Origin of the sequence: Nonomuraea aridisoli (genome assembly GCF_003236395.1) — a bacterium.
In the GTDB taxonomy this organism is placed as follows: Bacteria; Actinomycetota; Actinomycetes; order Streptosporangiales; family Streptosporangiaceae; genus Nonomuraea; species Nonomuraea aridisoli.
The window spans coordinates 1-22,990 of record NZ_POUD01000031.1 but is presented as its reverse complement, the minus strand read 5'-3'; the positions used below and the strand labels follow the sequence as shown (position 1 = coordinate 22,990).

The 22,990-nt window shown below is 72.5% G+C and carries 20 protein-coding genes; 11 read left to right on the top strand and 9 right to left on the bottom strand.

The genetic code is table 11. The annotated features are described in order from the left end of the window. Window positions 1-86: 86 nt before the first annotated feature. From C1J01_RS10615 to C1J01_RS10605, 3 genes are all read right to left on the bottom strand, one after another. Entirely contained in the window at window positions 87-1,610 is a 1,524-nt protein-coding gene (locus tag C1J01_RS10615) for a serine/threonine-protein kinase (RefSeq protein ID WP_181448681.1), read from the bottom strand. Window positions 1,611-1,806: 196 nt separating this feature from the next. Beyond that, window positions 1,807-2,628 (bottom strand): siderophore-interacting protein, encoded by an 822-nt coding sequence (locus tag C1J01_RS10610; protein WP_268958646.1) that lies wholly within the window; start codon window positions 2,626-2,628, stop codon window positions 1,807-1,809. Between the two features lie 90 nt (window positions 2,629-2,718). Further along, the gene (locus C1J01_RS10605) at window positions 2,719-3,696 is read right to left on the bottom strand and encodes an alpha/beta hydrolase fold domain-containing protein (RefSeq protein WP_235854370.1); all 978 of its coding nucleotides are present in this window, start codon (window positions 3,694-3,696) and stop codon (window positions 2,719-2,721) included. 397 nt (window positions 3,697-4,093) lie between these two features. On the opposite strand from C1J01_RS10605, the gene C1J01_RS10600 reads away from it, so the two are divergent. Genes C1J01_RS10600 through C1J01_RS10590 form a run of 3 tightly spaced genes read left to right on the top strand, consistent with a single transcriptional unit; the run spans window position 4,094 to window position 6,313 of the window. After that, window positions 4,094-4,780: an ABC transporter permease gene (locus tag C1J01_RS10600; RefSeq protein ID WP_235854369.1), complete on the top strand. Its 687-nt coding sequence runs from the start codon at window positions 4,094-4,096 to the stop codon at window positions 4,778-4,780. Next, window positions 4,773-5,561 carry an ABC transporter permease gene (locus C1J01_RS10595; RefSeq protein WP_111178658.1) on the top strand — a complete coding sequence of 263 codons (789 nt, stop codon included), beginning with the start codon at window positions 4,773-4,775 and terminating at the stop codon, window positions 5,559-5,561. Before C1J01_RS10600 ends, C1J01_RS10595 begins: the two co-directional genes overlap by 8 nt. A gap of 5 nt (window positions 5,562-5,566) precedes the next feature. Continuing rightward, complete coding sequence (locus tag C1J01_RS10590; protein WP_111178757.1) at window positions 5,567-6,313, top strand: ABC transporter ATP-binding protein; 747 nt, start codon at window positions 5,567-5,569, stop codon at window positions 6,311-6,313. Here C1J01_RS10590 and C1J01_RS10585 read toward each other — a convergent pair. After that, window positions 6,307-6,756 (bottom strand): hypothetical protein, encoded by a 450-nt coding sequence (locus tag C1J01_RS10585; protein WP_235854368.1) that lies wholly within the window; start codon window positions 6,754-6,756, stop codon window positions 6,307-6,309. The two genes, C1J01_RS10590 and C1J01_RS10585, sit on opposite strands and share 7 nt — an antisense overlap. 153 nt (window positions 6,757-6,909) lie before the next feature. Between C1J01_RS10585 and C1J01_RS10580 the strand changes: the two genes are divergently transcribed. Further along, window positions 6,910-7,449 (top strand): PEP-CTERM sorting domain-containing protein, encoded by a 540-nt coding sequence (locus C1J01_RS10580; protein WP_235854367.1) that lies wholly within the window; start codon window positions 6,910-6,912, stop codon window positions 7,447-7,449. A gap of 47 nt (window positions 7,450-7,496) precedes the next feature. Then, a complete protein-coding gene (locus C1J01_RS10575; RefSeq protein WP_111178654.1) occupies window positions 7,497-8,228 on the top strand; it encodes a YcnI family copper-binding membrane protein in 732 nt (243 codons plus the stop codon). A 42-nt stretch (window positions 8,229-8,270) separates the two neighbouring features. Here the strand turns inward: C1J01_RS10575 and C1J01_RS10570 are convergent, their stop codons facing one another. The 3 genes from C1J01_RS10570 to C1J01_RS10560 are packed head-to-tail and all read right to left on the bottom strand — an operon-like array spanning window position 8,271 to window position 11,468. After that, on the bottom strand, window positions 8,271-9,347 hold the full coding sequence (locus C1J01_RS10570; protein WP_235854366.1) for an ABC transporter permease: 1,077 nt from the start codon (window positions 9,345-9,347) through the stop codon (window positions 8,271-8,273). Further along, window positions 9,334-10,323, bottom strand: a complete 990-nt coding sequence (locus C1J01_RS10565) for an ABC transporter ATP-binding protein (RefSeq protein ID WP_111178652.1) — start codon at window positions 10,321-10,323, stop codon at window positions 9,334-9,336. The genes C1J01_RS10570 and C1J01_RS10565 overlap by 14 nt, the downstream gene beginning before the upstream one ends. Then, on the bottom strand, window positions 10,320-11,468 hold the full coding sequence (locus C1J01_RS10560) for a LolA family protein (RefSeq protein WP_111178650.1): 1,149 nt from the start codon (window positions 11,466-11,468) through the stop codon (window positions 10,320-10,322). The genes C1J01_RS10565 and C1J01_RS10560 overlap by 4 nt, the downstream gene beginning before the upstream one ends. Window positions 11,469-11,743: 275 nt before the next feature. Between C1J01_RS10560 and C1J01_RS10555 the strand changes: the two genes are divergently transcribed. Then, the gene (locus tag C1J01_RS10555; RefSeq protein WP_111178648.1) at window positions 11,744-12,418 is read left to right on the top strand and encodes a response regulator transcription factor; all 675 of its coding nucleotides are present in this window, start codon (window positions 11,744-11,746) and stop codon (window positions 12,416-12,418) included. After that, window positions 12,411-13,757: a sensor histidine kinase gene (locus C1J01_RS10550; protein WP_111178646.1), complete on the top strand. Its 1,347-nt coding sequence runs from the start codon at window positions 12,411-12,413 to the stop codon at window positions 13,755-13,757. The genes C1J01_RS10555 and C1J01_RS10550 overlap by 8 nt, the downstream gene beginning before the upstream one ends. 991 nt (window positions 13,758-14,748) lie before the next feature. Here C1J01_RS10550 and C1J01_RS10545 read toward each other — a convergent pair. Then, entirely contained in the window at window positions 14,749-15,618 is an 870-nt protein-coding gene (locus C1J01_RS10545) for a LysR family transcriptional regulator (RefSeq protein WP_111178644.1), read from the bottom strand. A gap of 520 nt (window positions 15,619-16,138) precedes the next feature. Here C1J01_RS10545 and C1J01_RS10540 point away from each other — a divergent pair. After that, window positions 16,139-17,128: a neutral zinc metallopeptidase gene (locus C1J01_RS10540; protein WP_235854365.1), complete on the top strand. Its 990-nt coding sequence runs from the start codon at window positions 16,139-16,141 to the stop codon at window positions 17,126-17,128. A 382-nt stretch (window positions 17,129-17,510) separates the two neighbouring features. Continuing rightward, entirely contained in the window at window positions 17,511-18,941 is a 1,431-nt protein-coding gene (locus C1J01_RS10535) for an LCP family protein (protein WP_235854364.1), read from the top strand. Between the two features lie 40 nt (window positions 18,942-18,981). Here the strand turns inward: C1J01_RS10535 and C1J01_RS10530 are convergent, their stop codons facing one another. Further along, window positions 18,982-21,018, bottom strand: a complete 2,037-nt coding sequence (locus tag C1J01_RS10530; RefSeq protein ID WP_111178638.1) for a spermine/spermidine synthase domain-containing protein — start codon at window positions 21,016-21,018, stop codon at window positions 18,982-18,984. Between the two features lie 187 nt (window positions 21,019-21,205). Between C1J01_RS10530 and C1J01_RS10525 the strand changes: the two genes are divergently transcribed. Both C1J01_RS10525 and C1J01_RS49720 read left to right on the top strand, forming a co-directional pair. Next, window positions 21,206-22,561, top strand: coding sequence for a S8 family serine peptidase (locus tag C1J01_RS10525; protein WP_111178636.1), 1,356 nt, complete (start codon window positions 21,206-21,208; stop codon window positions 22,559-22,561). A 158-nt stretch (window positions 22,562-22,719) separates the two neighbouring features. Next, window positions 22,720-22,878 (top strand): hypothetical protein, encoded by a 159-nt coding sequence (locus tag C1J01_RS49720; RefSeq protein WP_181448680.1) that lies wholly within the window; start codon window positions 22,720-22,722, stop codon window positions 22,876-22,878. The last annotated feature ends 112 nt before the right edge of the window (window positions 22,879-22,990 follow it).

Below are 22,990 nucleotides of genomic sequence, written 5' to 3'. Positions count from 1 at the left end.
CGGCCCCCTCATGTCCGGCCCCGGACGCAGAGCCGTCGTCCGGGGCCGTCGTCCGGGGCCGTCGTCCGGGGTCGGCTTCAGGGGCTTCAGGGGCTGGGCGTCGCGGTGGGCGTGGGAGGTTCGGAGGTCGAGGCCGTGGGGTCCGGGGTCTCGCCGGGGCCGTCCTGCGGGATCGTGCTGATCGAGCCGGACGGCCGCGGGCAGTCCCGCCGCATGGCCGGGCCACCGCGCCTGCGTCCCGCCGGGTTCATGCAGCCCGGCTCGTCCACGCCCGGCCGTCCCGGCCCGGCGGTCTGCGACGGCGGTTGGGTGCGCCCGCGCCGGGGCGGCGGGCTGACCACCGTGCCCGGCCCCAGGGTGCGGGTGACGATCATCCTCGGCACCGTCGGCACCGTGGGCGCGGACGTCTCGGGCCGGGGTTCCGGCGTCCTGGCCGCGCGCACCGGAGGCCGGACCACCGGGGTCGCGGTCACCGGCCGCGCCGTCGAGTCGGCCCTGCCGTACGTCCGCACGGCCGGCGGGTCGCCGCGCAGCGCGCCCTCGGCGACGCCGAACCCGTCGCCGCCGGAGGCCGCCACGACCGTGATGGCCGCCATCGACACCGTGGCCAGGGCCGCGAAGCTGGCGTGCGAGAGCTGCGCCCCCGATCGGGCCCCCGATCGGGCCCGGCTCCTGCGCCGCCGCGGCTCGGAACGCTCCATCTCCCCCGCGGGCCGTTCGTGTCCTCCCGGATGCGGGACGGGCGTCCACGTCCTGGCCAGCACGTCCTCCACTGCGCGGCGCAGATCCCACGGCTCCGCCACTCCCCCGGCGGCCAGCAGCGCCCGCAGCAGGTCGGCGGCCTTCGGGCGGTCGGCGGGCTCCTTGGCCAGCGCCGCCGCCACCGCGGGACGCAGCAGGGCGGGCACGCCGTCGATCCGCGGCGGCTCGAACAGGATGCGGCGGGTCAGCACGTCGGGCTCCCCGCCGCCGAACGGGTGATGCCCGGTCGCGGCGAAGCCCACCAGGCACCCCCAGGCGAACACGTCGGACGACGGCAGCGCGGGCCCGCCGGTCAGCCGCTCCGGCGCCACCCAGCCGGGGCTGCCCATGACCTGCCCGGCCTGGGTGAGCGCGCCGGCGGTGTCCACGTCGCGGGCGATGCCGAAGTCGATGACGCGCGGGCCCTTCGGCGACAGCAGCACGTTGCCCGGCTTCAGGTCCCGGTGCACCAGCCCCGCCTCGTGCACCGCCACGAGCGCGGCGGCCACCCCCAGCGCGACGCCGTAGGCCAGGTCGGGCGTGAGCGGCCCCCGGTCGAGGACGACCTGGGAGAGCGCCGGGCCCGGGATGTACTCGGTGACCAGGTACGGGCGGTCCCGGTCGGTGCCGTCCTCGACGACGGCGGCCGTACAGAACGGCACCAATCTGCGCGAGAACGCCACTTCCTCAGCGAAGCGGGCCCGCAACGTGGCATCGTTGAGATGCACCGCGTGCGGCGTCTTGAGGGCGACCAGGCCGCCTCGAGGGTGTTCGGCCAGGTACACCACTCCCATCCCGCCCGTGCCGAGGCGGCCGAGGAGCAGATATCGGCCGATGACGACCGGGTCCCCCACCGTCAGCGGTCGCACGCCCGCAGGCATGTCGCTCGCACCACGCGCCATCCGGTTCGCCTCTCCTGTCCGCGGTCACGGCCAAGCACACTGTGGCCGCATCCGGAGAGGCTTTCCGCACGTCTTACATAAGGGGTATTGGAGGTAAGGCTGTCGTACCCCTTAAGTCATTAAATAGTGGGATCAGGTGGTCTGAAGTGGTGAAACATGAGACTCAGGAGGCGATCGCGGCGGCCTCTTCCGCCTCGACCTGACGGTTCCAGTCGCGCTTGACCGCCCGCCACGCCTCGTCGTCGACGCCGATCCGCCAGTAACCGGAGATCGACAGCTGGTCGAGGCCGACCCCCCGCTCCACCCGCAGGTGACGGCGGAGCTCCTTGACGAACCCGGCCTCGCCGTGCACGAACGCGTGCACGTCGCCGTCGGGGAACTCCAGCCCCCGCACCGTCTCCACGAGCCCCACGCCCACGGGACGGTCGCCCCGGTGGATCCACGTGACCCGCGCGTCCGCGGCCGTCGTCAGCTTCTGCTCGTCCTCGGGCCCGTCCACCTCGACGAACACGTGCGCCAGCGCGCCCGCCGGCAGCGCCTCCAGCGACGCCGCGATGGCCGGCAGCGCGCTCAGGTCGCCCACCAGCAGGTGCCAGTCGGCGCCGGGGTCGGGCGCGTAGCCGCCGCCGGGGCCCAGCATGAACAACTCGTCACCGGGAACGGCCCGCTCGGCCCACGGCCCGGCCAGGCCCTCGTCGCCGTGCACCACGAAGTCGAGGGTCAGCTCAAGGGCGTCGGGGTCCCAGGCCCGCACGGTGTAGGTGCGCAGCCGCGGCCAGTGCTCGCGCGGCATGGTCTCGCGGCACAATTCCATGGTGAACGGCTCGGGGTACTCGACGCCGTCGTACGGGAAGATCAGCTTCACGTAGTGGTCGGTGAGGCCGGAGGTGGCGAAGCCCGCCAGCCCGTCGCCGCCGAGGATCACGCGTACCATGTGGCGGGAGACGCGCTCGGTCCGCAGGACGACGCCCCGATGTTCAGCCAAAACAGCCCCCTGACAAAGTTAGGTATACCTAACCTTACACTTTGACCCTGGGCCGGCGCACGCCGATCTCACCGCCAAAACGGACAATACTCACGCCGCGGCGGTGCCGCCCATCGAGTCCGCCCGTTCGGCCACCGCCGTCAGGAACTGCGACATGTGCCGGAAGGCCTGCCGCGCCTCGGGCACCACGTCCGCCAGGATCGGGAAGACGTGCGGCATCCGCCGCCACTCCTCGTACCAGACCGGCACGCCCGCCTCCCTGGCCCGCGCCGCCACGCGCCGGGCCTCGTCCCGCAACACCTCCGTCGACCCCGTGACGATCATCAGCGGCGGCAGCCCCGTGAAGTCCCCGTGGACCGGCGAGACGAGCGGGTCCCGCGGGTCCAGCCCCGACGTCCAGCGCCGCGCCAGCCAGCGCACCCGGCTCTCCGGCAGCAGCGGGTCCTGCCACCGGTTCTCCCGGCGCGGGCTGTCGGTCAGGTCGGCCCACGGCGACAGGCAGATCGCCGCCCCCGGCAGCGGCATTCCCTGGTCGCGCAGCGCCAGCAAAGTCGCCAGGGTGAGGTGGCCCCCCGCGGAGTCCCCCGCGATGATCACGTCCTCCGGCGCGTGCCCGCGCCCCAGCAGGCACTCGTACGCGTCCAGCGCGTCGGTCAGCGAGTCGGCCAGCTTGTGCACCGGCCCCTGCCGGTAGTCCAGCGCCAGCACCGGCCGTCCGGCGATCGCCGACAACCGCCACGTGATGGACCGGTGCGTGCACGGCGAACAGAAGAAATAGCCGCCGCCGTGGAGGTACAGCACCACCTTGCGCTCGTCGATCCCCTCGCCGCAGCGCACCCACTCCCCCCCGCACGCGGTGAACGCCTCCTGCCCGAGCGAGACGTGTGCCGGATGGGGAACCTGGACCAGCCGCGCCAGGTCACCGAGCCGGGCCGCCCCGAACAACGCCAGCGGGTGGCGCATGAGCAGGCTGGACGCGGGTTTCAACGTGCCCCACATGAACCCGATGAGAGCCCGGGCCTGCCAGCTCATGGGGTAGTCCGGCACAACATCCTTGTCGATCCCCATATCGACCCTCCAAGGACTGTTGTTCCCCTTTCAACATCTTTCTACCGGCCAGTAAGTATCTCGTCCCTTACATGGATATTTCGGCCCTGTGACACGGCGCCCCCGCCCTGGCCCCCTTCCGCCGATCGGGCGTCGTCCTGGTCTTCTGCCCCAGGAGCGCCGTCCCGCACACCGGCGATTAATTCGTTGCGGCCCGGCCGCGCGGCGGCCGATAATCGCGTGTTTCCCATCGGTTAATCCATGCGCCTGCCCAGGCACGTCATGTCACCGTGCCGTCACTCTCCGGAGGTGTGCGACGGCCCCCCTCTACGCCAGACTCGTCTGGTACGGCTTCCGAAAACACGCCACCTACGTCTGGGCGGCGCTCGCCGGCGCGTTCACCAACAGCGTCTTCGGCGTGCTGCGCGCCTACGTCCTCATCGCGCTCTGGCAGGCCCGCCCCGGCCTGGCCGGCTACGACGTGGCCGACGCCGTCACCTTCTGCTTCGTCACGCAGGCGTTCATCGGGCCGATGCAGCTGTTCGGCGGCGGCCTGTCGCTGCCCGAGCGCATCCGCAGCGGCGACGTCGCGCTCGACCTCGTCCGCCCCGCCTCCCTGCAGCTGTGGACGCTGGCGGAGGACATCGGCAGGGCGGCCTACCTGTTCGCCGTCCGCGGGCTGCCGCCCATGCTGCTCGGCGCCGCCGTCTTCGGCATCGTCGTGCCCGCCGACCCCGGCCGGTGGGCGGCGTTCCTGGCCGGGTTCGCCATCGCGGTGGTCGTCAGCTTCGGCTGGCGCTATCTGATCGCGCTGTCGGTCTGCTGGCTGCTCGACGACCGCGGCGTGGCCGTCCTGTCGATGGTGCTGACCACGTTCTTCAGCGGCCTGCTGGTGCCGCTCAACCTCTTCCCCGGCTGGTTCGGCGACCTGGTGACCGCGCTGCCCTGGGCCGCGATGGTCCAGATGCCCGCCGACCTCTACCTCGGCAAGGCGCCCGTGCCGCAGACGCTCGCCGTCCAGGTGTTCTGGGCCGCCGTCCTGCTCGGTGCCGGCGCGCTCGGCACACGGGCGGTCCGCCACAAGGTGGTGATCCAGGGTGGTTAGGACGTACTTCCTGCTGGCGTGGACGTGGACGCGCGCCGCCGCCGCGTACCCGGGCTCGTTCGTGCTGATGGTGGCGCTCGGCTTCGTCGCCGCCGCCCTCGACGTCGCCGTGGTCCTGATCATCTTCGCCAACACCACCGCCCTCGCGGGCTTCTCCCGCGAGGAGGTGCTCCTGCTGTACGGCGCCGCCGGCCTGTCCTTCTCCCTGTGCGACACGTTCGTCAGCAACCTCGACCGGGTCAGCCAGCACATCAAGTCCGGCACCTTCGACACGTTCCTCATCCGGCCGGTCGGCGCCTGGATCCAGCTCACCACCGACCGCTTCAACGCCACCCGGGTCGGCCGCGTCCTGCAGGCCGCCATCGTGCTCGGCTACGCGATCGCCGCCCTCGGCATCGGCTGGGAGCGCGGCTGGATGATCCCCGTCATGGTGGCCACCGGAGTGGTCATCTTCGCCGCGCTCTGGACGCTCGCCGCGGCCCTGCAGTTCGTGCTGACCGACGCGCCCGAGGTCACCAACGCCTTCACCTACGGCAGCAACCAGCTCACCCAGTACCCGCTCGCCGTCTACGCCCGCGACCTGGTCAAAGGCGTCACGTACGTGCTGCCGCTGGCCTTCGTCAACTGGCAGCCCGGCCTGTACGTCCTCGGCCGCGACGACCCCTTCGGCACGCCCGAGGCCATGCGGTTCCTCGGACCGGCCGCCGCGCTCGTCCTCGCCCTGCCGGCCGCGCTGGCCTGGCGGCAGGGCATCCGCCACTACCGATCCACCGGGAGTTGATGATCATGATCGAGCTCGACCGGGCCGGACGCTCGTTCAAGGTGAAACGCGAGGTCGTCCACGCCGTACGCGACCTGTCGCTGACCGTGGCGGCCGGGGAGTTCGTCGGCTGCCTCGGCCCGAACGGCGCGGGCAAGTCCACCACGATCAAGATGCTCTGCGGCATCCTGACCCCCACGTCGGGCACGGTCCGGGTGGCCGGCCTCGACCCGTCGCGGCGGCGCACCGCGCTGGCGCGGCGGCTCGGGGTGGTGTTCGGGCAGCGGACGACGCTGTGGTGGGACCTGCCGCTGGTGGACAGCTTCGAACTGATCCGGCACCTTTACAAAGTAGATCGTGCGACGTTCCGGTCACGGCTCGGCGAGCTGACGGAGACGCTCGATCTGGGCGCGTTCCTGCGCACGCCCGTGCGCCAGCTGAGCCTGGGTCAGCGCATGCGCGGCGACCTCGCGGCGGCGCTGCTGCACGCGCCGGACGTCCTGGTGCTGGACGAGCCGACCATCGGCCTCGACGTGGTGAGCAAGGCCGGCATACGCGACTTCCTGCGGCGGGTCAACGCCGAGCGAGGCACGACCGTGCTGCTGACCACGCACGACCTGGGCGACATCGAGCGGTTGTGCCGCAGGGTGGTGCTGATCGGCCACGGGAGTCTGGCCTTCGACGGCACCCTGGAGGAGCTGATGGCCACCGCCCCCGGGCAGTCGTCCATCGAGGAGGTGGTGACCCGCCTCTACACCGCGGGCGCTCAGTAGTAGCTGCCCTCCGGGGCCGGCTCGTAGTCGTCGTCGAGCTCGTCCTCCCGGCGCGCCCAGCGCGAGGGCATCAGCACGGGGATGAACATGACCACGCCGAGCAGCGCGTACAGGCCGGTCGTGAGCATCGTGCGGTTGCCGGAGCCGGCGTCCCTGATGATCTGGTGGACCGACGCCTCGGAGGGGATGAACGACAGCGCGCGGGTCTTGTCGAGCGCGTAGACCACCGTCCAGGCCAGCAGCACCATGGACGGGACGAACGTCGCGAGCGGTGAGATGCGGCCGGCGGTCACCAGGCCGACGACCAGCCCGACGGCGGCCATCGCGCCGAGGGCGATCCACAGGTTCTGGTTGCCGGGCAGGTCGGCCGAGGCGTTGAGGGCGGCCTGCTGGACCGCCCAGCCGCCGCCGCCGAGCACGGCCGCGGTCACCACGAGTCCCACAAGTAATCCACCCAAATGCCGCAATATTCTCACCCCTGTGTCAACGTGGTGGAGACGACCATAGCGACAAATGCCATTTACGGCCCTGCCATTGCGCAGCTTGGAACAAGAGGTCGTAAGACTGCCTGCCCCGTGAGAGCATGGGGCACACCCATGCGTGCGCACCTACCCCTGAGGCTCGCGCGGACGGCCGCCTTCGCCGCCGTCTGCGTGGCGCTGGCCGCGTTCGCCCACCTGCTCGGCGGCGGTTCCGCCCCCGAGCCGGGGACCGCCGGTCTCGCGCTGGCGGCGGTGGCCGTGCTGGGGCTCGCGCTGTGCGGCCGGGAGCGTTCGGCGGGCACGATCAACACCGTGCTGGTCGGCGCGCAGATCGGGCTGCACGAGCTGTTCGCCGGCGAGGGCGCCGCCTACGTCTCGGTGCACGCGCACGCGCAGGGCGGCCTGGCCGTCAACGCCGGCATGCTGCTCACCCACCTGACCGCCACGGTCATCACCGGTCTGTGGCTGTCGCGGGGCGAGGCCGCGCTCTGGTCGGTGCTGCGCCGCCTCGGCCGCCGGCTCGTGCTGCTGGGGCCGCCGGTCGTCGTGCCGGCGCTGCGTCCCTGCCCGCCGGTCGTCCGCACCCGCGTCGTCCCCCCTCAGCCTTCCTTCCGGCACTGCCTGGCCAGGCGTGGTCCTCCACTTCCCGCCTGACCTTCTGACACCTCTTTTCTTTTCCCGACCCCAAGTGGAGATCCCGCATGTCCTTCGCACGCCGTGCGGCGACCGTGCTCGCCGCCGCCACCGCCCTCACCGCCGCCCTCGCGCTGCCCGCGCTGGCCCACGTCACCATCCAGCCGGGCACCGCCGAGCAGGGCTCGTTCACCAAGGTCGCCTTCCGGGTGCCGAACGAGCGCGACGACGCCTCGACCACCAAGGTCGAGGTGGCCTTCCCGACCGACCACCCGCTGGCGTTCGTCACCGTGAAGCCCGTGCCGGGCTGGAAGGTCGAGGTCACCGAGGGCAAGCTGCCCCAGCCCGTCACGACCGAGTACGGCCCTCTGGAGGAGGCCGTCACCAAGGTCGTCTGGTCGGGCGGCGAGATCAAGCCCGGGGAGTTCCAGGAGTTCGAGGTGTCCATGGGGCAGCTGCCCACGGACGTCGACCAGCTCCTCTTCCCGACGAAGCAGACGTACTCGGGCGGTGAGGTCGTCGACTGGGCGGAGGCGCCGAAGGCCGACGGCAGCGAGCCGGAGCACCCGGCGCCGCTGCTCAAGCTGCTGCCCGCGTCCTCCGCCGGAGGTAGTCACGGGGCCGCGACGGCGAGCGCGTCGCCGGCCGCCGCGGCGCCGTCGGTGACGCCGCTGGCCGCGGCCGGCTCGGCCGGCGCGGCCGACACCACGGCCCGGGTGCTCGGCGGGGCCGGGCTGGTCGTCGGCGTCATCGGCGTCGTGGTCGGCGTTCTCGGCCTGCGCCGCCGTCCCGCGGCCTGACGGGCCGTCACTCCGTGCCGGGGAGCGATCCCCGGCACGGGGTCAGGACGTGATGTCCTTGCCGGAGAAGCGGGCCCACGCGATCGAGCCGAACAACACGATGTAGGCCGCGAACGCCAGCACCCCGTCCCACAGCGCCGCCCAGTCGATCGGGGCGCGCAGCACCGCGTCGAAGTTCGTGAACCGGGTCGGCAGCAGGTACGGCGTGATCGCGTCCAGCTCGGGGATCGCCCTCAGCACCTGGCAGAGCACGACCAGCACCATCGTGGCCGCGATCGCCCCGATGGACACCTCGGTGAACGCCGACAGCGCCAGCGCCACCGCCGCGAGGGCGGCCATGGCGGCGCCCACGTAACCGACGGCGACGGCGATCCTGACCAGCCCCTCCCCCATGGAGATCGTGGTGCCCGACAGCAGCGTCACGGGCCCGGCGGGGAACAACACCAGCCCCGTCACCAGCGCCGACAGCGCCACCACGGCCGTGGCCGCGTAGGCGTAGACGGCGGCGTTCAGGTATTTCACCAGCAGCAGCCGCGTCCGCCCGGCGGGCGCGGCCAGCAGGTAGCGCAGCGTCCCGCCCCCGGCCTCGCCGGCGAGCGCGTCGCCCGCCACCACGCTCACCGTCACCGGCATGAGCAGCAGCACCAGGAACGAGAACGCGAAGAACGTCAGCATGAGGCTGTTGCCCGCCACCGAGGCGACGACGCCGCCCATGCCGTCGTCGGGCGCGCTGACCAGCCGCAGCGCCACGCCGATGATCACCGGCACGATGGCGAGCACGGCCAGCATGAGCAGGTTGCGCGGGCGGCGGAAGGTCAGGCCCAGCTCGGAGCCGAGCAGCCGCCAGAAGGCGCCCGCCCTGCGCGGCAGCGGCGCCGGCGGACCACCAGCCGCGGCGGGCACGGGGTCGCGTGGCGTGCGTTCCGCGGTGCCGAGGGTCTCCGCGACCGGCACCAGCCCCGGCATCCGCCGCGGCCCCGTGGCGGCGGCCGTCACACCGGCCGTCGCAGCGGCGGTGGCCGTCGCGGTGCCCGTCGCGGTGCCCGTCGCGGTCTCGCCGGCGGGCGTGGCCTCGGTGGCCGGTGGAGTCGTACGGGACGCGCTGTCAGCCGTCGACATCGAAGCCCTCCCCTGTCAGTCGCACGAACACGTCCTCGAGGCTCGGCCGCTCCACGGCCAGCCCCCGTACGGCCACGCCGTCGTCCACGAGCGCGGCGTTGAGCCGCTCCGGCGCGTGCCCGCCCAGCTCCGCCGTCACCGTGCCCCCGTCGCCGCCCCCCGGGTCCGTGCGGACGTCGGCCAGGCCGAGCGCGCCGAGCACCCGCGCGGCCCCCGCCGCGTCCGGCGTCTCCACCCGGATCCGCGCCGCCAGGCCGCCGCTCAGCGACGCGATGGTGCCCTGCGCGACGAGCCTTCCGGTGCGCATGATCGCGGCGTGCGTGCACATCTGCTCGATCTCGGCCAGCAGGTGCGAGGAGACGAACACCGTGGTGCCGTCGGAGGCGATCTCCTTGACCAGTGACCGCACCTCGCGGGTGCCCTGCGGGTCGAGGCCGTTGGTGGGCTCGTCGAGGACGAGCAGCTCACGCGGTCCCAGCAGGGCGGCGGCGATGGCCAGGCGCTGGCGCATGCCGAGGGAGTAGTTGCGGTACCGCTTGCCCGCGGCGGCCGACAGGCCCACCCGTTCGAGCGCCTCGGCGATCCGGTGTCGCGCGGTGGCCCGGGGCGCGGTCGGGTCGGCGGTGTCGAAGCGCATCAGGTTGGCCGCGCCCGACAGGTACGGGTAGAAGGCCGGCCCCTCGACCAGCGCCCCCACCCGCGGCAGGGCCTCCGCCTCGGGCAGCCCGAGCACGGAGTACTCCCCCGCGGTCGGCTTCACCAGGCCGAGCAGCATGCGGATCGTGGTCGTCTTGCCGGAGCCGTTCGGGCCCAGGAAGCCGAACACCGAGCCGCGCGGCACGCTCAGGTCGAGCGCGTCCACGGCGATCTGGCCGCTGCGGAAACGTTTGGTCAGCCCCCGGGTGACGATCGCCTCGCCCCCGGAGGGCGGGGCCGCCCCGAAGGGCGCCCCCGCTTCGCTCGTGACGGCGGTCACTTGACGCCCGCCGCCCGGGTGATCTCCTCCGGGGTGACCGCGCCGACCAGGAGACGGCCGTCGTCGGTCAGCAGGGCGGTGACCAGCTTGGTGCTGATCAGCCTGCCCGAGCCCCACGGGCCGCTCACCGGGGTGGCGGAGGCGAGCACGCCGTCGAGCAGCGCCCGGCCCTCGCCGCCCTCCCCCTGCTGCGCCTGTGCGGTCACGGCGTCCAGGTCGAACGGCACGACCGCCACCGTCGACCAGCCGTCGCCGACGATCTTCGTCTCGCCCGCGACGTCCTTGGCCCGCTCGGCGTGCTCCTCGGCCTGCCTGCCGGCCTCCGCGGGGAGGGCGAGCGTCTTGTCCTCCACCTTGGCGCCCGCGGGCGGGGTGAAGGTGAAGTTCTCGGCCGCCGGCGGCGTGAACGTCACCTGGGTGAACCCGACCTGGAACGCCGGCTCCGCCGAGCCCTTGGCGAACACCTGGACCTGGAGCGGGACGTACGTCTCGCCGTCGAGCGCGATCCGCACCTCCTGCACCAGCGAGCCGGCGTCCTTGGGCGACAGCACGAGCTGGTAGACCGGGCGGCCCGCCACCTCGGCCGTGTTGATCACCCGGATCGCGGTGTGCTCGTCGGCCTGGGCGAGCAGTTGCGCGGCCGCCTGCTGCGGCGTCAGGCCGGGCGACTCCGGAACGGGCGCCGGGGTCCGCGTCGCGGCCGCGGACGCCTTGACGCTCACCCGGGTGGCGGTGTTGGTGGCGCTGTCCCAGTACCACGCCTCGCCGCCGTTGACGATCAGGTTGGTCTCGTTCATCTGGGTCGGCATGGCGACGCGCAGCTTGTCGGCGGCGCCGTACCAGACCTTGACCTCATGGGAGCCGGACAGCAGGCTCAGCGGCGACGACGCGCCCGCCTGCGACAGGCCGGGCAGCGACGGCAGGCCGAGCGAGGCCGTCTGCTGGACCGTGCCGGACATGGGCGGGACGCCGCCCTCCTTGCCGGTGGCGGCCGCGGCGTCGGCCAGCAGTTGTTCCGCCGAGCGTTCCGGCAGCACCGGATCGCCGCTCACCGCGGCGATCACCGGGCCGGCGCCGATCGCGGCCCCGATCACGGCCGCCGCCGCGATCGGCACTCCCCACCTCACGAACGTGCCTCTGCGCATCTCACTCCTTAACGGTATGTCGATGCTCAGAGCCTGCGGCATCGATCCTGTGGCGGACCTGAGACAGCCTGAGACGTCTCTCAGCCCTGGACGACTCCGCGGCGGCCGTCCCCGGCCTGGGAGCCGCCGGCCGTACCGGTGGTTAGAGTGCATGGCGTGCGCATACGCCCCGTTCTGTCCTCACCGGTGACGGGCGGATCGTGCGCCCGCGGACGGCTGAGAGTGCTCTCAGCCTTCTCAGCGTCGTCTCAGCGCGGGACCAGGAGAATCACCCCATGAGAGTGCTTGTCGTCGAGGACGAGCGGCGGATGGCGGCCGCGCTCCAACGGGGTCTGCAGGCCGAGGGGTTCGCCGTGGACCTGGCCCACGACGGCGAGGAGGGGCTGCACGCGGCCCGGCACGGCGACTACGACGTCGTGGTGCTCGACATCATGCTGCCCAGGCTGTCGGGCTACGACGTGTGCAAGCAGCTGCGCGCCGAGGAGAACTGGGTGCCGATCCTCATGCTGTCGGCCAAGGACGGCGAGTACGACATGGCCGACGGGCTCGACCTCGGCGCCGACGACTACCTGACCAAGCCGTTCTCGTACGTGGTGCTGGTGGCCCGGCTGCGGGCGCTGATGCGGCGCGACGCGGGGCGGCGGCCGGCGGTGCTGGTGGCGGGCGACCTGTCGCTCGATCCGGCGCGGCGGCGGGTCGAGCGCGGCGAGAGCCCTGTCGAGCTGACGCCGCGGGAGTTCGCGCTGCTGGAGTACCTGATGCGGCGGCGTGACGAGGTGGTGTCGAAGTCGGAGATCCTGGAGCACGTGTGGGACACCTTCGACACCGATCCCAACGTGGTCGAGGTGTACGTCGGCTACCTCCGGCGCAAGATCGACGTCCCGTTCGGCAGGAACGCGCTGCAGACCGTGCGCGGCGCGGGATACCGGCTGGCGGGCGACGGTGGCTGAGTCGCCGCTTATCTGGTGGCGGCGGCAGGGGCTGAGGTTCCGGCTCACGGTCGCCGCCTCGGCGGTGCTCGCGCTGGCGCTGGCACTGTCGGCGTCGGTGCTGCTGAGCGTGCTCGAACGCGCGCTGATGGACACCGTGGACGAGTCGACGCTCACGCAGGCGCAGGCCGTGCGGGTGGCGGCCGACGCCGGCACGCTGACCAGCCCGATCACCACCCACGACGGCACGATCGTGCAGGTCATCGACGCGCGCGGGCGGATCACGCACGTCACGTACGGCACCGACCGGCTGGTGCCGCTGCTGGACGCCGGGGCGCGGGCGAAGGTCCTCGCGACCGGCGAGGCCACGCTGCTGGACGGGCGGCCGTACGCCATCCCCGGGTTCCTGCGGGCCATCGTGCTCAGCGCGGACCACGGGCAGACCGTGGTGGCGGCCCGGCCCATCGGCGAGATCCAGACCAGCCTGGCCACGGCCGGGCGGGTGCTGCTGGTCGGCACGCCGGCGCTGATCGTGCTGCTGGCGGTGGCGAGCTGGCTCATGATCGGCCGTACGCTGCGGCCGATCGCGGCGCTGCGCCGCGGCGCGGCGGACATCACCCACACGGCCCGCTCGCGTCGGCTGCCGGTGCCGCAGTCGCGCGACGAGGTCCATTCGCTGGCCACCACGCTCAACGACATGCTGGCCCGGCTGGAGGAGGCCGAGCAGCGGCAGCGGGCGCTGGTCTCCGACGCCGCGCACGAGCTGCGCAGCCCGCTGGCCAGCATCCGGCTGCAACTGGAGGTGGCGCTCGGGCATCCCGACGGGCAGGACTGGCAGGAGACCGCCGAAGGCGTGCTGGAGGACACGATGCGGCTGTCGCGGCTGGCCGAGGACCTGCTCGCGCTGGCCCGGCTGGACGAACGCGGCGGCGTGCCGGCCCGGCGGGAGCCCGTCGACCTCGACGAGGTGGTACGCCGGACGGTGGACCGCTACGCCGAGGTGCGGCTGACCGCGTGCGAGCCGGTCGTGGTCCGCGGCGACGCCCTCGACCTCGGCCGCGTGCTGACGAACCTCCTGGACAACGCGGTACGCCACACCTCCTCCAAGGTCGAGGTGGCGCTGACGGCGGACGGCGTGCTGACGGTCAGCGACGACGGGCCCGGCATCCCGGAGGCGGACCGGGAGCGCGTCTTCAACCGCTTCACCCGGCTCGACTCGGGACGCAGCCGTGACGAGGGCGGCACGGGGCTGGGGCTGGCGATCGTCCGCGAGACCGTCCGCGCCCACGGCGGCACGGTCGTCCTGGAGGACGCCTCCCCCGGCCTGCGCGCCGTGGTCCGCCTCCCGCCCACCATCTGACCGGTCCCGAGCCTCCGTAGGCGCTGTCCCGCCGAAGGGGCCGGTCAGCGGCTGATGCCGAGGTCGTCCAGCGCGGACAGGACAGGGCGCAGACCTTCCCCGCCGGGCTCGTCCGGCCGGTCTCCTGCCCTGGGCCGGAACATCTGGTGATGACCAGCGCCGCTGCGAGCAGCCGCGTCAGGTGTCGCTTGCGCACAGGTGTCCCTCCCTACGGGATCCGCCTCCGCCCCGGCCGGCAGCAGAGCACCCTACCCGCGCGAACCGGCCCGTCGCCTACGGTGCCGCGGGGGGCTATCGCCCCGGTGGCCGACCCGGGCCAGTCCCGTTGGGTACAGATGTCTGGTCACTGCGCGCGTGGCGTGTTAGGCACGAGTCATGCGTGCAGCGCGCAACACGCCGCCGGACCGCCCGGCCGGTGTCCCGGCGGGCCGTCCGGCCGGTGTCGCCGTACGCCTTGCCGTTGCCGGGCCCGCCGTGCGGTGCCCCGTCCACGTGGCGGGCACACGCCGCCACGGTGTGTGGCGGCGTACGCGCGGCGGTGTCTGCGCCGGTGGCGCTTCAGGGCGGCACGTCGATCGCCGGAGCCCGCGGCGCTCACGGGGACGGAGGCCGGCGGAACGGCGGACGGTGCCGAGGATCGCCGGCGGCGGGATGCCGTACGGCGGGATGGCCGCAAGGCGCGGCGGCGGGGCCGGAGGGGGCCTGCCGCGTGCCTGGCGCGGGCACGGCGGCGGCTTCCGGGGAGGTGGTGCGGATCAGGGGCTGAGAGCCGATGCCCGAAGATCCTCAGAGTGCGGCGTCTTCGCCGGACCCATCGGACCGAACGGCCTCAGGCCCCTCGAACGGGAGGGTGTCCTGCCTTGGGTCTCGCGGACCCTTCAGGCTGAACCGATCCCCATCCCTGCGTCGAGGGCACTCCTTGGGAGTCGGGGGGTCGGGTTTCGTGGGGAGCGCAGGCCCCAGGTGGGGAAATGGATCGTTCCCAAAGTGGTCAGGCTGCTGTTCCCTTCTCTGCGGTCGCCAGGAAGTCCTGGGCGATGAGCGGCAGGCGCCGGCGTGCGTGGACGACGGCGATGACCCTGCGTACGGCGGGTTCGAGCGAGCGCACCACCAGTCCCGCACGGGCGGCCTGTTCGGCCATCCCGCGGTACCAGAGCAAGGACGCCTGCCCGGCCCGTACGGCGTTGAGCCAGCCGTTGCGCTCGTCGGTTTCGAGCACGACCACCGGTTTCACGGCGTACTTGCCGAACATCGCGTCGAGCTCCCTGCGCCGCAGGCTGCCGCGGGCGGGCAGCGCCAGGCGCATGCCGTTCAGCTTGCCCATCGGCACCGGGTTCGGCAGTTCGAGCCCGGGCGGGGAGATCAGCACGATCTCCTGGCGTTCGAGCGGGTGGGTGATGAGATCGGTGGGCACGGGGAGATCGGTGAGCCCGAGATCGGCCCGCTGATCCCTGATGGCGCTGACGACCGCGTCTCTGCCGTCGCACCGCACGATGTGCACGCGCACGCCCGGGTGTTCGGCCGTGTAGGCCGGCAGAAGCCGTCCCGCGAGGCCGGGTTCGAGGCTCGGGGTGGAGGCGATGCGGAGTTCCGCCTCGGTGACGCCACCCTGGCCGGCCAGTCCTTCGATCTCGTGGACGGCGTCGAGCGCCTCTCTGGCCAGCTTGACCACCCGTCGGCCTTGGGCGGTGACGACCACGCCTCGGCCGGAACGGGCGAACAACGTCATGCCGAGCTCTCGCTCGAGATCGCGGATCGCGCGTGACAGCGCAGGCTGCGCGATGTAAAGCGACCTGGCCGCGTCGGTCATGGTGCGGTGCTCCGCAGTCGCGACCACATAGCGGAGCTGCTGGAGATTCATGCCAAAGAAGCTAGGACACCACCCGCCGCGCGGACCGGGAGATAGCAGAGATCACCTCGAATGATTTCGGACTGTAACCGAGCACCGCTACATCCGTGACGGGTGATAAATCAGTATGCTTTTGCCCCAAATTTGCCAAGGGTCCGTCAAGTCGAGACGCAAATGCCTGCATTACGGACAAGCGGGTGAACGGGGAGACACGGTGACAGGCAACGGGCATTACCCACCGCCGCCACAGGGGCCAGGCCGACCACAGCGGCCACCCTCCTTACCGTGGCCCCCACCGGGCCGACGTCAGCCCCAACCCCAGCCGTACGGCCCCGGCGGTGCGAGCGGCCCCGGCGGTCCGGGGAACCCGTACCCGCCGCGGGCGAACCCTTACCCGCCTCCCAGACCGCCGAGGCCCCCGTACGGACAGCCGCACGGGCACGGGCAGCCGCCCCCACCGCCGCCCCGGCCGCCGATGCCGCCGATGCCGCCGCGCCAGTGGCAGCCCGCTCCGCCGCGCAGGAAGCAGGGTATGGGCGCGGCAGCAGTGCTCGGCGTGGTGTTCGGCTCGCTGGCGGCGCTGTTCGTGCTGATCGTCGTCGGGGCGGTGATGATCGGCGGCTCCTCCGGCTCGGACACGACGACGCCGGTGGCGATCCCGACGTACGAGCCGTCGGAGGAGGAGTCCGGCGAGCCCGCCCCCACGCGCGACGACGAGCCCTCGGACGAGCCGACGCGCGAGGAGGAGCCGGATCAGGAAACCGTCGATCCGCCGGCGCAGCCCGCGCTCAACACGAGCCTGAAGAACAACACCATGTACCGGGCCGGCGGGCTGCCCCGGCTGGCCTGCCGGGCCGGCAACGCCAGCATCTTCAGCCACAGTCAGCTCAAGTCGCTGATCCTGAAGACCGGCAGATGCATGGACCGGGCCTGGCGACCGATCCTGGAGAAGCAGGGCATCGACTTCAGCCCGCCCAACTACGCCATCGCCTCCGGGCGGGGCAGGGGCGCGTGCGGCGACTACCCGTCGGCGGGCAGCATGGTGCCGTACTACTGCCCGCGCAACAACACCATCTACGCCTCCACCTCGGCGATGGCGCGGGGCAACGGCAACGCCCGCGGGTACGGCCAGATCATCAGCTGGCACGGCGGCATCATCAGCATGATGGCCCACGAGTACGGCCACCACGTCCAGAACATCACCGGCCTGATGGACTCCTGGTGGAGCGCCACCCTCGACACCGGCAGTCAGAACACCAAGCTGTCGCTCAGCAGAAAGATGGAGCTCCAGGCGACGTGCTTCGGCGGCATGTGGATGCGCTCGGTGGCGGCCTCGTACCCGGTCAGCACGGCGAACCGCAGCCGGCTGTTCTGGTTCTACGGACAGGTGGGCGACCACCCCGGATACCCGCGTGACCACGGCTCTCCCGCGAACAACAACCGGTGGTTCCGGCAGGGGTGGGAGAAGAACCGCACGTTTCAGTGCAACACGTGGCGGGCGCCGTCCTCGACGACCTCGTGATGTTGACCTGCAGTTCATCTCAGGTTGAGCACATGTCTCTGTTGTCCATATATGGGGGCTAGAATCCTGGCAATCTTGTGCCAATGGGGGCTGGACATCAGTTTTGCCTGGTAGGCGTGTAAGGGAGCCGGGTGTGAGCAATCGCGATGGGGTAGAGAGCGTGCCAGGAGGCAGGAAACGGCGCCCAGCGCGACGACCTCGCCCCGGCCGCACGCCCTCCTCCTCGCAGGGAACTCGCGCGTCGGGACCTTCCGGCCCGGGCTCCTCGAACGCCCAGGGCTCCTCGAACGCCCAGGGTCCCTCCTCGCGGGGCTCCTCGAAGCGCTCCCCCGCCTCGGGCTCCGCCCGGCCGCGTTTCGCCCGGCCGCTGACACCCGCCTCCGTGCTCGGCTGGACCGCCCTGTCCGCCATCGTGCCCGGCGCCGCCCACCTGCGCGCCGGGCACCGTCGTACCGGCCTGGTGCTGGTCAGCGTGTACGCGGTGCTGCTGCTCGCGGCGCTGGCCTACGGGCTGAGCGTGGCCAGCGACCTGGCGAACGCGACCATGTTCGCGAACACCGGCGCGATGATGTGGGTGATCGTCCTGGCGTCCGTCGCCGCGCTGGCGTGGTTCGCGCTGCTGGTGACGTCGTACATCGTGCTGGGCCCGAACCGGCTGAACCAGCAGGGCCAGATGCTGACCGGCATCGTGGTGGGCGTGCTGTGCGTGGCCGTCATGTCGCCGTTCGCGATGACCGCCCAGTACGTCGTGGCCGCCCGCGACGCGGTCGGCTCCATCTTCAAGAGCGCCGCCGACGACCCCGACGCTGCCGCGGCGCCCACGAACCCGGCCGACCCGTGGAGCGGCAAGACCCGGGTCAACTTCCTGCTGATCGGCGGCGACGCGGCGAGCAACCGCACCGGCGTGCGCACCGACAGCATGAACGTGGCCAGCGTCGACGTCAGAACCGGCAACACGGTCCTGTTCAGCCTGCCCCGTAACCTGCAGCACGTGCGCTTCCCGGAGTCCTCCCCGCTGCGCAAGCAGTTCCCGAACGGCTTCATGGCCGAGCTCCCGAACGGCGGCCTGCTCAACGAGGTCTGGCAGTACGCCAACGACCACCCGGAGATCATGGGGGGCCACAACAAGGGCCCCCGCGCCCTGATGGACGCCATCGGCTTCACGCTGGGCCTGCACATCGACTACTACGCGATGATGAACATGTACGGCTTCGCGGACCTGGTCGACGCCATCGGCGGCCTGCGCATCCGGGTCGAGCAGGACATCAAGTGGGGCGGCCTGTACGGCACCGCCGGCACGATCAAGGCCGGCTACCGCAAGCTGTCGGGCGAGGAGGCCCTCTGGTACGGCCGCTCGCGGGTCAACAGCGACGACTTCTCCCGCATGGCCCGCCAGCGCTGCGTCATCGGCGCGTTCGTCCAGCAGGCCACCCCGGGCGTGATCCTGAGCCGCTTCAACCAGATCGCCAGCGCGGCCAAGCGGCTCGCCCAGACGAACATCCCGCAGGAACTGCTCCAGCCGCTGCTGGAGATGGCCCTCAAGGTCAAAGGCGCGAAGATCACCAGCCTGCAGTTCGTGCCGCCGGAGTTCTACTCGGGCGCGCCCGACTGGGTCAAGATCCGCCAGGCGACGAAGAAGGCGATCAACGACTCGCTCCGGCCGCCCCGGCAGGCGCAGGCGGCCAACGTGAGCGCCTCCCCGAGCGTGACGTCCTCCGCCGCGCCGAGCACCCGCGCGGCCGCGCCGAAGCAGACGCCCACCCGCAACTCCCAGCGGGCCGGCGCGAAGTCCATCGACGAGCTCTGCGGCTAGCCCGTCGTGCCGCCCCACCGCCGGGCGGCACGACGGAGGGTCAGGCCAGGGCGCGCTGTCTCGGCAGCAGGGCCATGGCGCCAAGGTAGAGCAGCGCGGCCACGACGAGCAGGCCCTGGTAGCCGATGACCAGGGCCGCGTACTCCAGGCAGCCGCCCACCATGGCGCCGAGCAGGTTCGCGCCGAACGACGTGGTGGCGTCGGCGGTCTCGGCGAAGCGCTTGGCGAAGACGACGTTCGCCGCGAAGATCGGCAGGAACGCCACCACCACGGCGGCCACGGCGCGCAGCGGCACCGGCAGCGACAGCAGCCACTCGGTGGGCACGAACCACGCCAGCAGCAGGCCGGCGAACAGCACGCCGTACATGACGGGCAGCGGCGGGGTGCGGAAGCGGCGGGTCACCTCGACGGCGGCGAGCACGGCGACCAGCACCCCGGCGAACACGATGGCGTTGACCACCCACGTGGTGCCGAACAGCAGCGCGAACCCGGTCACGCTCTTGGTCTCCAGCAGCATGAACGCCACCCCGAGCAGGAACAGGTCGGCGTACGGGCGCATGCGCCGGTACGGCCCCGCGACGACGCGGACGGCGATCAGGCTGACGGCGAGGATCAGGCCGAGCGTGATGAGGTAGATCGGCGGGATCGTCGCGTCCTTCAGGTAGAGGAACGGGCGGTCGTCGTCGGCGGGTGTCGGTGTGCCGGGGGCGGCGCCGGGCCACTCGGCGGCGCAGCGCTGGTCGGCGGCGGTCAGCCCGGCGGTGATGACGGCCTGGTGGCCGGCGGTGCTGACCACGTCGACGCAGGGTTTGTGGCCGAAGGCGCTCTGCACGGTGGACGCGAGGCGGTCGACGAGCCAGCTCTCGCGGTAGTAGTTGTACATCGAGAAGGCGCCGCCGGGCTTGAGCCGGGCGCGGGCGGCCTTCATGGCCTCCTCGGTGAACAGGTAGCTCTCCAGGCGCAGCGAGCTGGCCCCGGAGACGAGGGTGAGCGAGTCGGGCAGCGCGAAGAGGATCAGGTCGTAGGCGCCGGAGCCGCGTTCGAGGAAGGCGCGGCCGTCGGTGATGTGGGTGGTGACGCGCGGGTCGGCGTACGGCCGGTCGGGGTGGACGGCGGCGCCCAGCTCGCGCAGCTTGGGGTCGATCTCCACGGCGTCGACTCGGGTGGCGCCCTTGGACAGGGCGATGGCGACGTCGGTGCCGCTGCCCGCGCCGACGATGAGCACGTCCTTGGGCGGTCTGGCGGCCCGCTCGTACGGCAGGCCGTACTGGCGCTCCAGCTGCAGGCGGGCGGCGGCGGGCATGGTCTGCTGGTGCGGGATGCCGTTGACCGCGATGTCGGTGACGGGGACGCTGAGGCCCTGGAGCTCGCGGAAGGTGACCTTGTAGTACGGCGACCAGAGCGCGCCGGCGGTCAGCGTCTCGGCCAGCAGCAGCCCCACCACGGCCACGGACGGCACGGTGACCAGCCCGACGTAGAGGGCGCGCGGCCGGGGCACGAGCAGCACCCCGTAGCAGGCGGCCGCGATGATCCCCCAGACCACCGGCGGCGCGCTCAGGAACGACAGCGCCGTGAACGCGGCGATGCCCGTGAGGCTGCCGATGAGGTCGTAGCGGTAGGCCTCCAGGCGCGGCAGCTCGGGGAAGCAGCGCCCGACCAGTTCGGCGGGGCCCATGAGGATGACCGCCGCGGCGCAGAAGATCACCGGCAGGATGAGCCAGGCGGGCGGGCCGGTGGTGGACAGGCTCGTCCAGTACAGGACGCCCTCGGTGTCGCGGTCGACCGTCACGGGGAAGGCCAGCACGACGATCACCAGGATCGCCAGCACGATCGGCGAGTAGTACGGCTGCCGCCGCGAGCGCCCCACGCGCAGGAAGCCGAGGCCGATGCCGAGGAAGGAGCCGAGCAGCACGAAGTTCGTGAAGTAGCTGAGGTGGACGATGTTGGAGCCCGTCCAGCGGATCAGCGCGAGCTCGAGGAAGAGCATGAAGGCGCTGGCGAGGACGAGCCTCGGCCGCACCGCCAGCCAATGGGCCTTCTCACCGTCGTCGACCGGCTTCTGCGCCTGGAGCGTCATGGTGCCTCACCGTAGTGAACGGACCGGAGACACGGAAGCCTGACGCCGCCGGACAAGAGATCGTCCACTTCGTGGCAAACGTCGCATTATTGCAGGTCACGAGCCTGCCGATAGCGCTGGACGAGCCGGGACGGATGAAGGAATGTTGGGAGGTTCCTTCCCCTCCCCACACGTTCGGTGGTGACACATGCGGGTCCTGATCCAGCTCCGCCCCTCCCCCGACCTCGTCTCCACGCTCTCCGATCCCCGCGGGACGGTCAGCGCGGCCGACGTCGCCGGCGGGCTGCCCGGGGTCGAGCTCGACACGGCCTTCACGCCCGTGACCGTGCCGCGACCGGCCGGCGACCCCCTCACGCTCCGGCCGTTCGACGCCGCCGAGGACGCCTGCGTGCTGGTCCGCGGCACCCTCTGCGACGACCGGCCGCTCGGGCCGGGCGTGACCGTCCACGCCGACCCGGCCATCGAGGCCGTGCCCGTGCGCGCGGGCGGCCCGCCGATCGGCGACTGGCACGACGTCGAGCGACTGCTGAACGTCGCCGGCCTGCACGCCGAGGGGCTCGACGGCGACGGCGTGGCGCTGGCCGTGCTCGACACGGGGATCGACGGCGCGCACACGGCCCGGCGGCTCGGCCGCAGCGTCACCCTGGACGCCGGGTCCCGCTGGAACGGGTCGGCCCGGCCGGGCGAGTCCGCGACCGGCCACGGCACGATGTCGGCGTTCGACGCGCTCATCGCCGCCCCGCACGCCACGCTCGTCGACCTCCCGGTGTTGCCGCCGGGGCGCGGCGCCCTGCTGTCGGACGCCCTCTCCGCCCTGGCCGGCCTGCTTACGGCGCTCGAGACGCAGCCCGAGGAGTCGCGGGCCCTGGTGGTGGTCAGCGGGTGGACGGTGGCCACACCGACCCTGCCCGCCGGCTATTCCGGCAGTACCGCACACCCCCGCGGCTTCCCCGGCCACCATTGCGGCCGTACCGCCCAGCCCGGCGGCTACCCCGGCGATGCAGCCCACCCCGGCGGTCGCTCCGGCGAGGCAGCCCACCTCGGCTGTTACTCCGACGACGCCGCGCACCCGGTCAATCTCATGATCGCCGCGCTCGACCGGGCGGGCGCCGACGTGGTCTTCGCGGCGGGCGACCACGGGCGGCCGATCGCGGGCGCCTGCTCCCATCCGAAGGCGCTGTCGGTGGGGGCCGTGGACGTCAACGGCGACCGCCTCGGCTACTCCTCCCGGGGACCGGGGCGGCTGACCGCCCGCAAGCCGGACGTGTGCGCGTACGCGCATTTCGCCGGGTCGGGAGCGTTCGGGCCGGACGAGCCGGACGCGGGCACCGCCGCGGCGGCGGCAGTGACGGCCGGGCTGGTGGCCGCGGTACGCACCCGGTGGCCGGCGTCCCGGCTGCCGCCGGCCGAGCTGCGGGCGCTGCTACGGCGGACCGCCGAGGACCGCAGCGAGGCCGGGTTCGACTACGACTACGGTTACGGCAGCGTGGACCCGGCCGGAATCATCGCCGCACTCCAGCGGCGAGCCAGAAACGCGGCCTGAGCCAACGCGCACTCACGGTGGAACCCGCGCGCGCCGATCACCACGCGGATCAACGCAGATCACGCGCCGCCATCGCGTGGACCGCAGCGCCGAGCGCCGTACGGACACCGGGGCGGCTGCCGTGGAGACGGCGGGGCGGCACGCTGTTCGGCCGCGGTGTGAGCGACCGGGTGGTGATCGAGTGCGCCTGGGCGTTGGAGTCGCAGCTGCGCAAGCTGGAGACCCGCCGGTGCGAGGAGTCGTGCTCGATGCGGCTGGGCGTGGAGGGGGTTCGCGGCGGCGAAGGGCCGCACCGGTCGCCGGTGCGGCCCTCGTGATTTCGCCGTGGTTTCGCCGCTACAGGCACATGGCGTCGGGTGAGGTGGCCTGTTGGCGGGCGATTGAGGTGGCCTGTTGGCGGGCGATCGGGGTTGCCGGTCGATCAGCCAC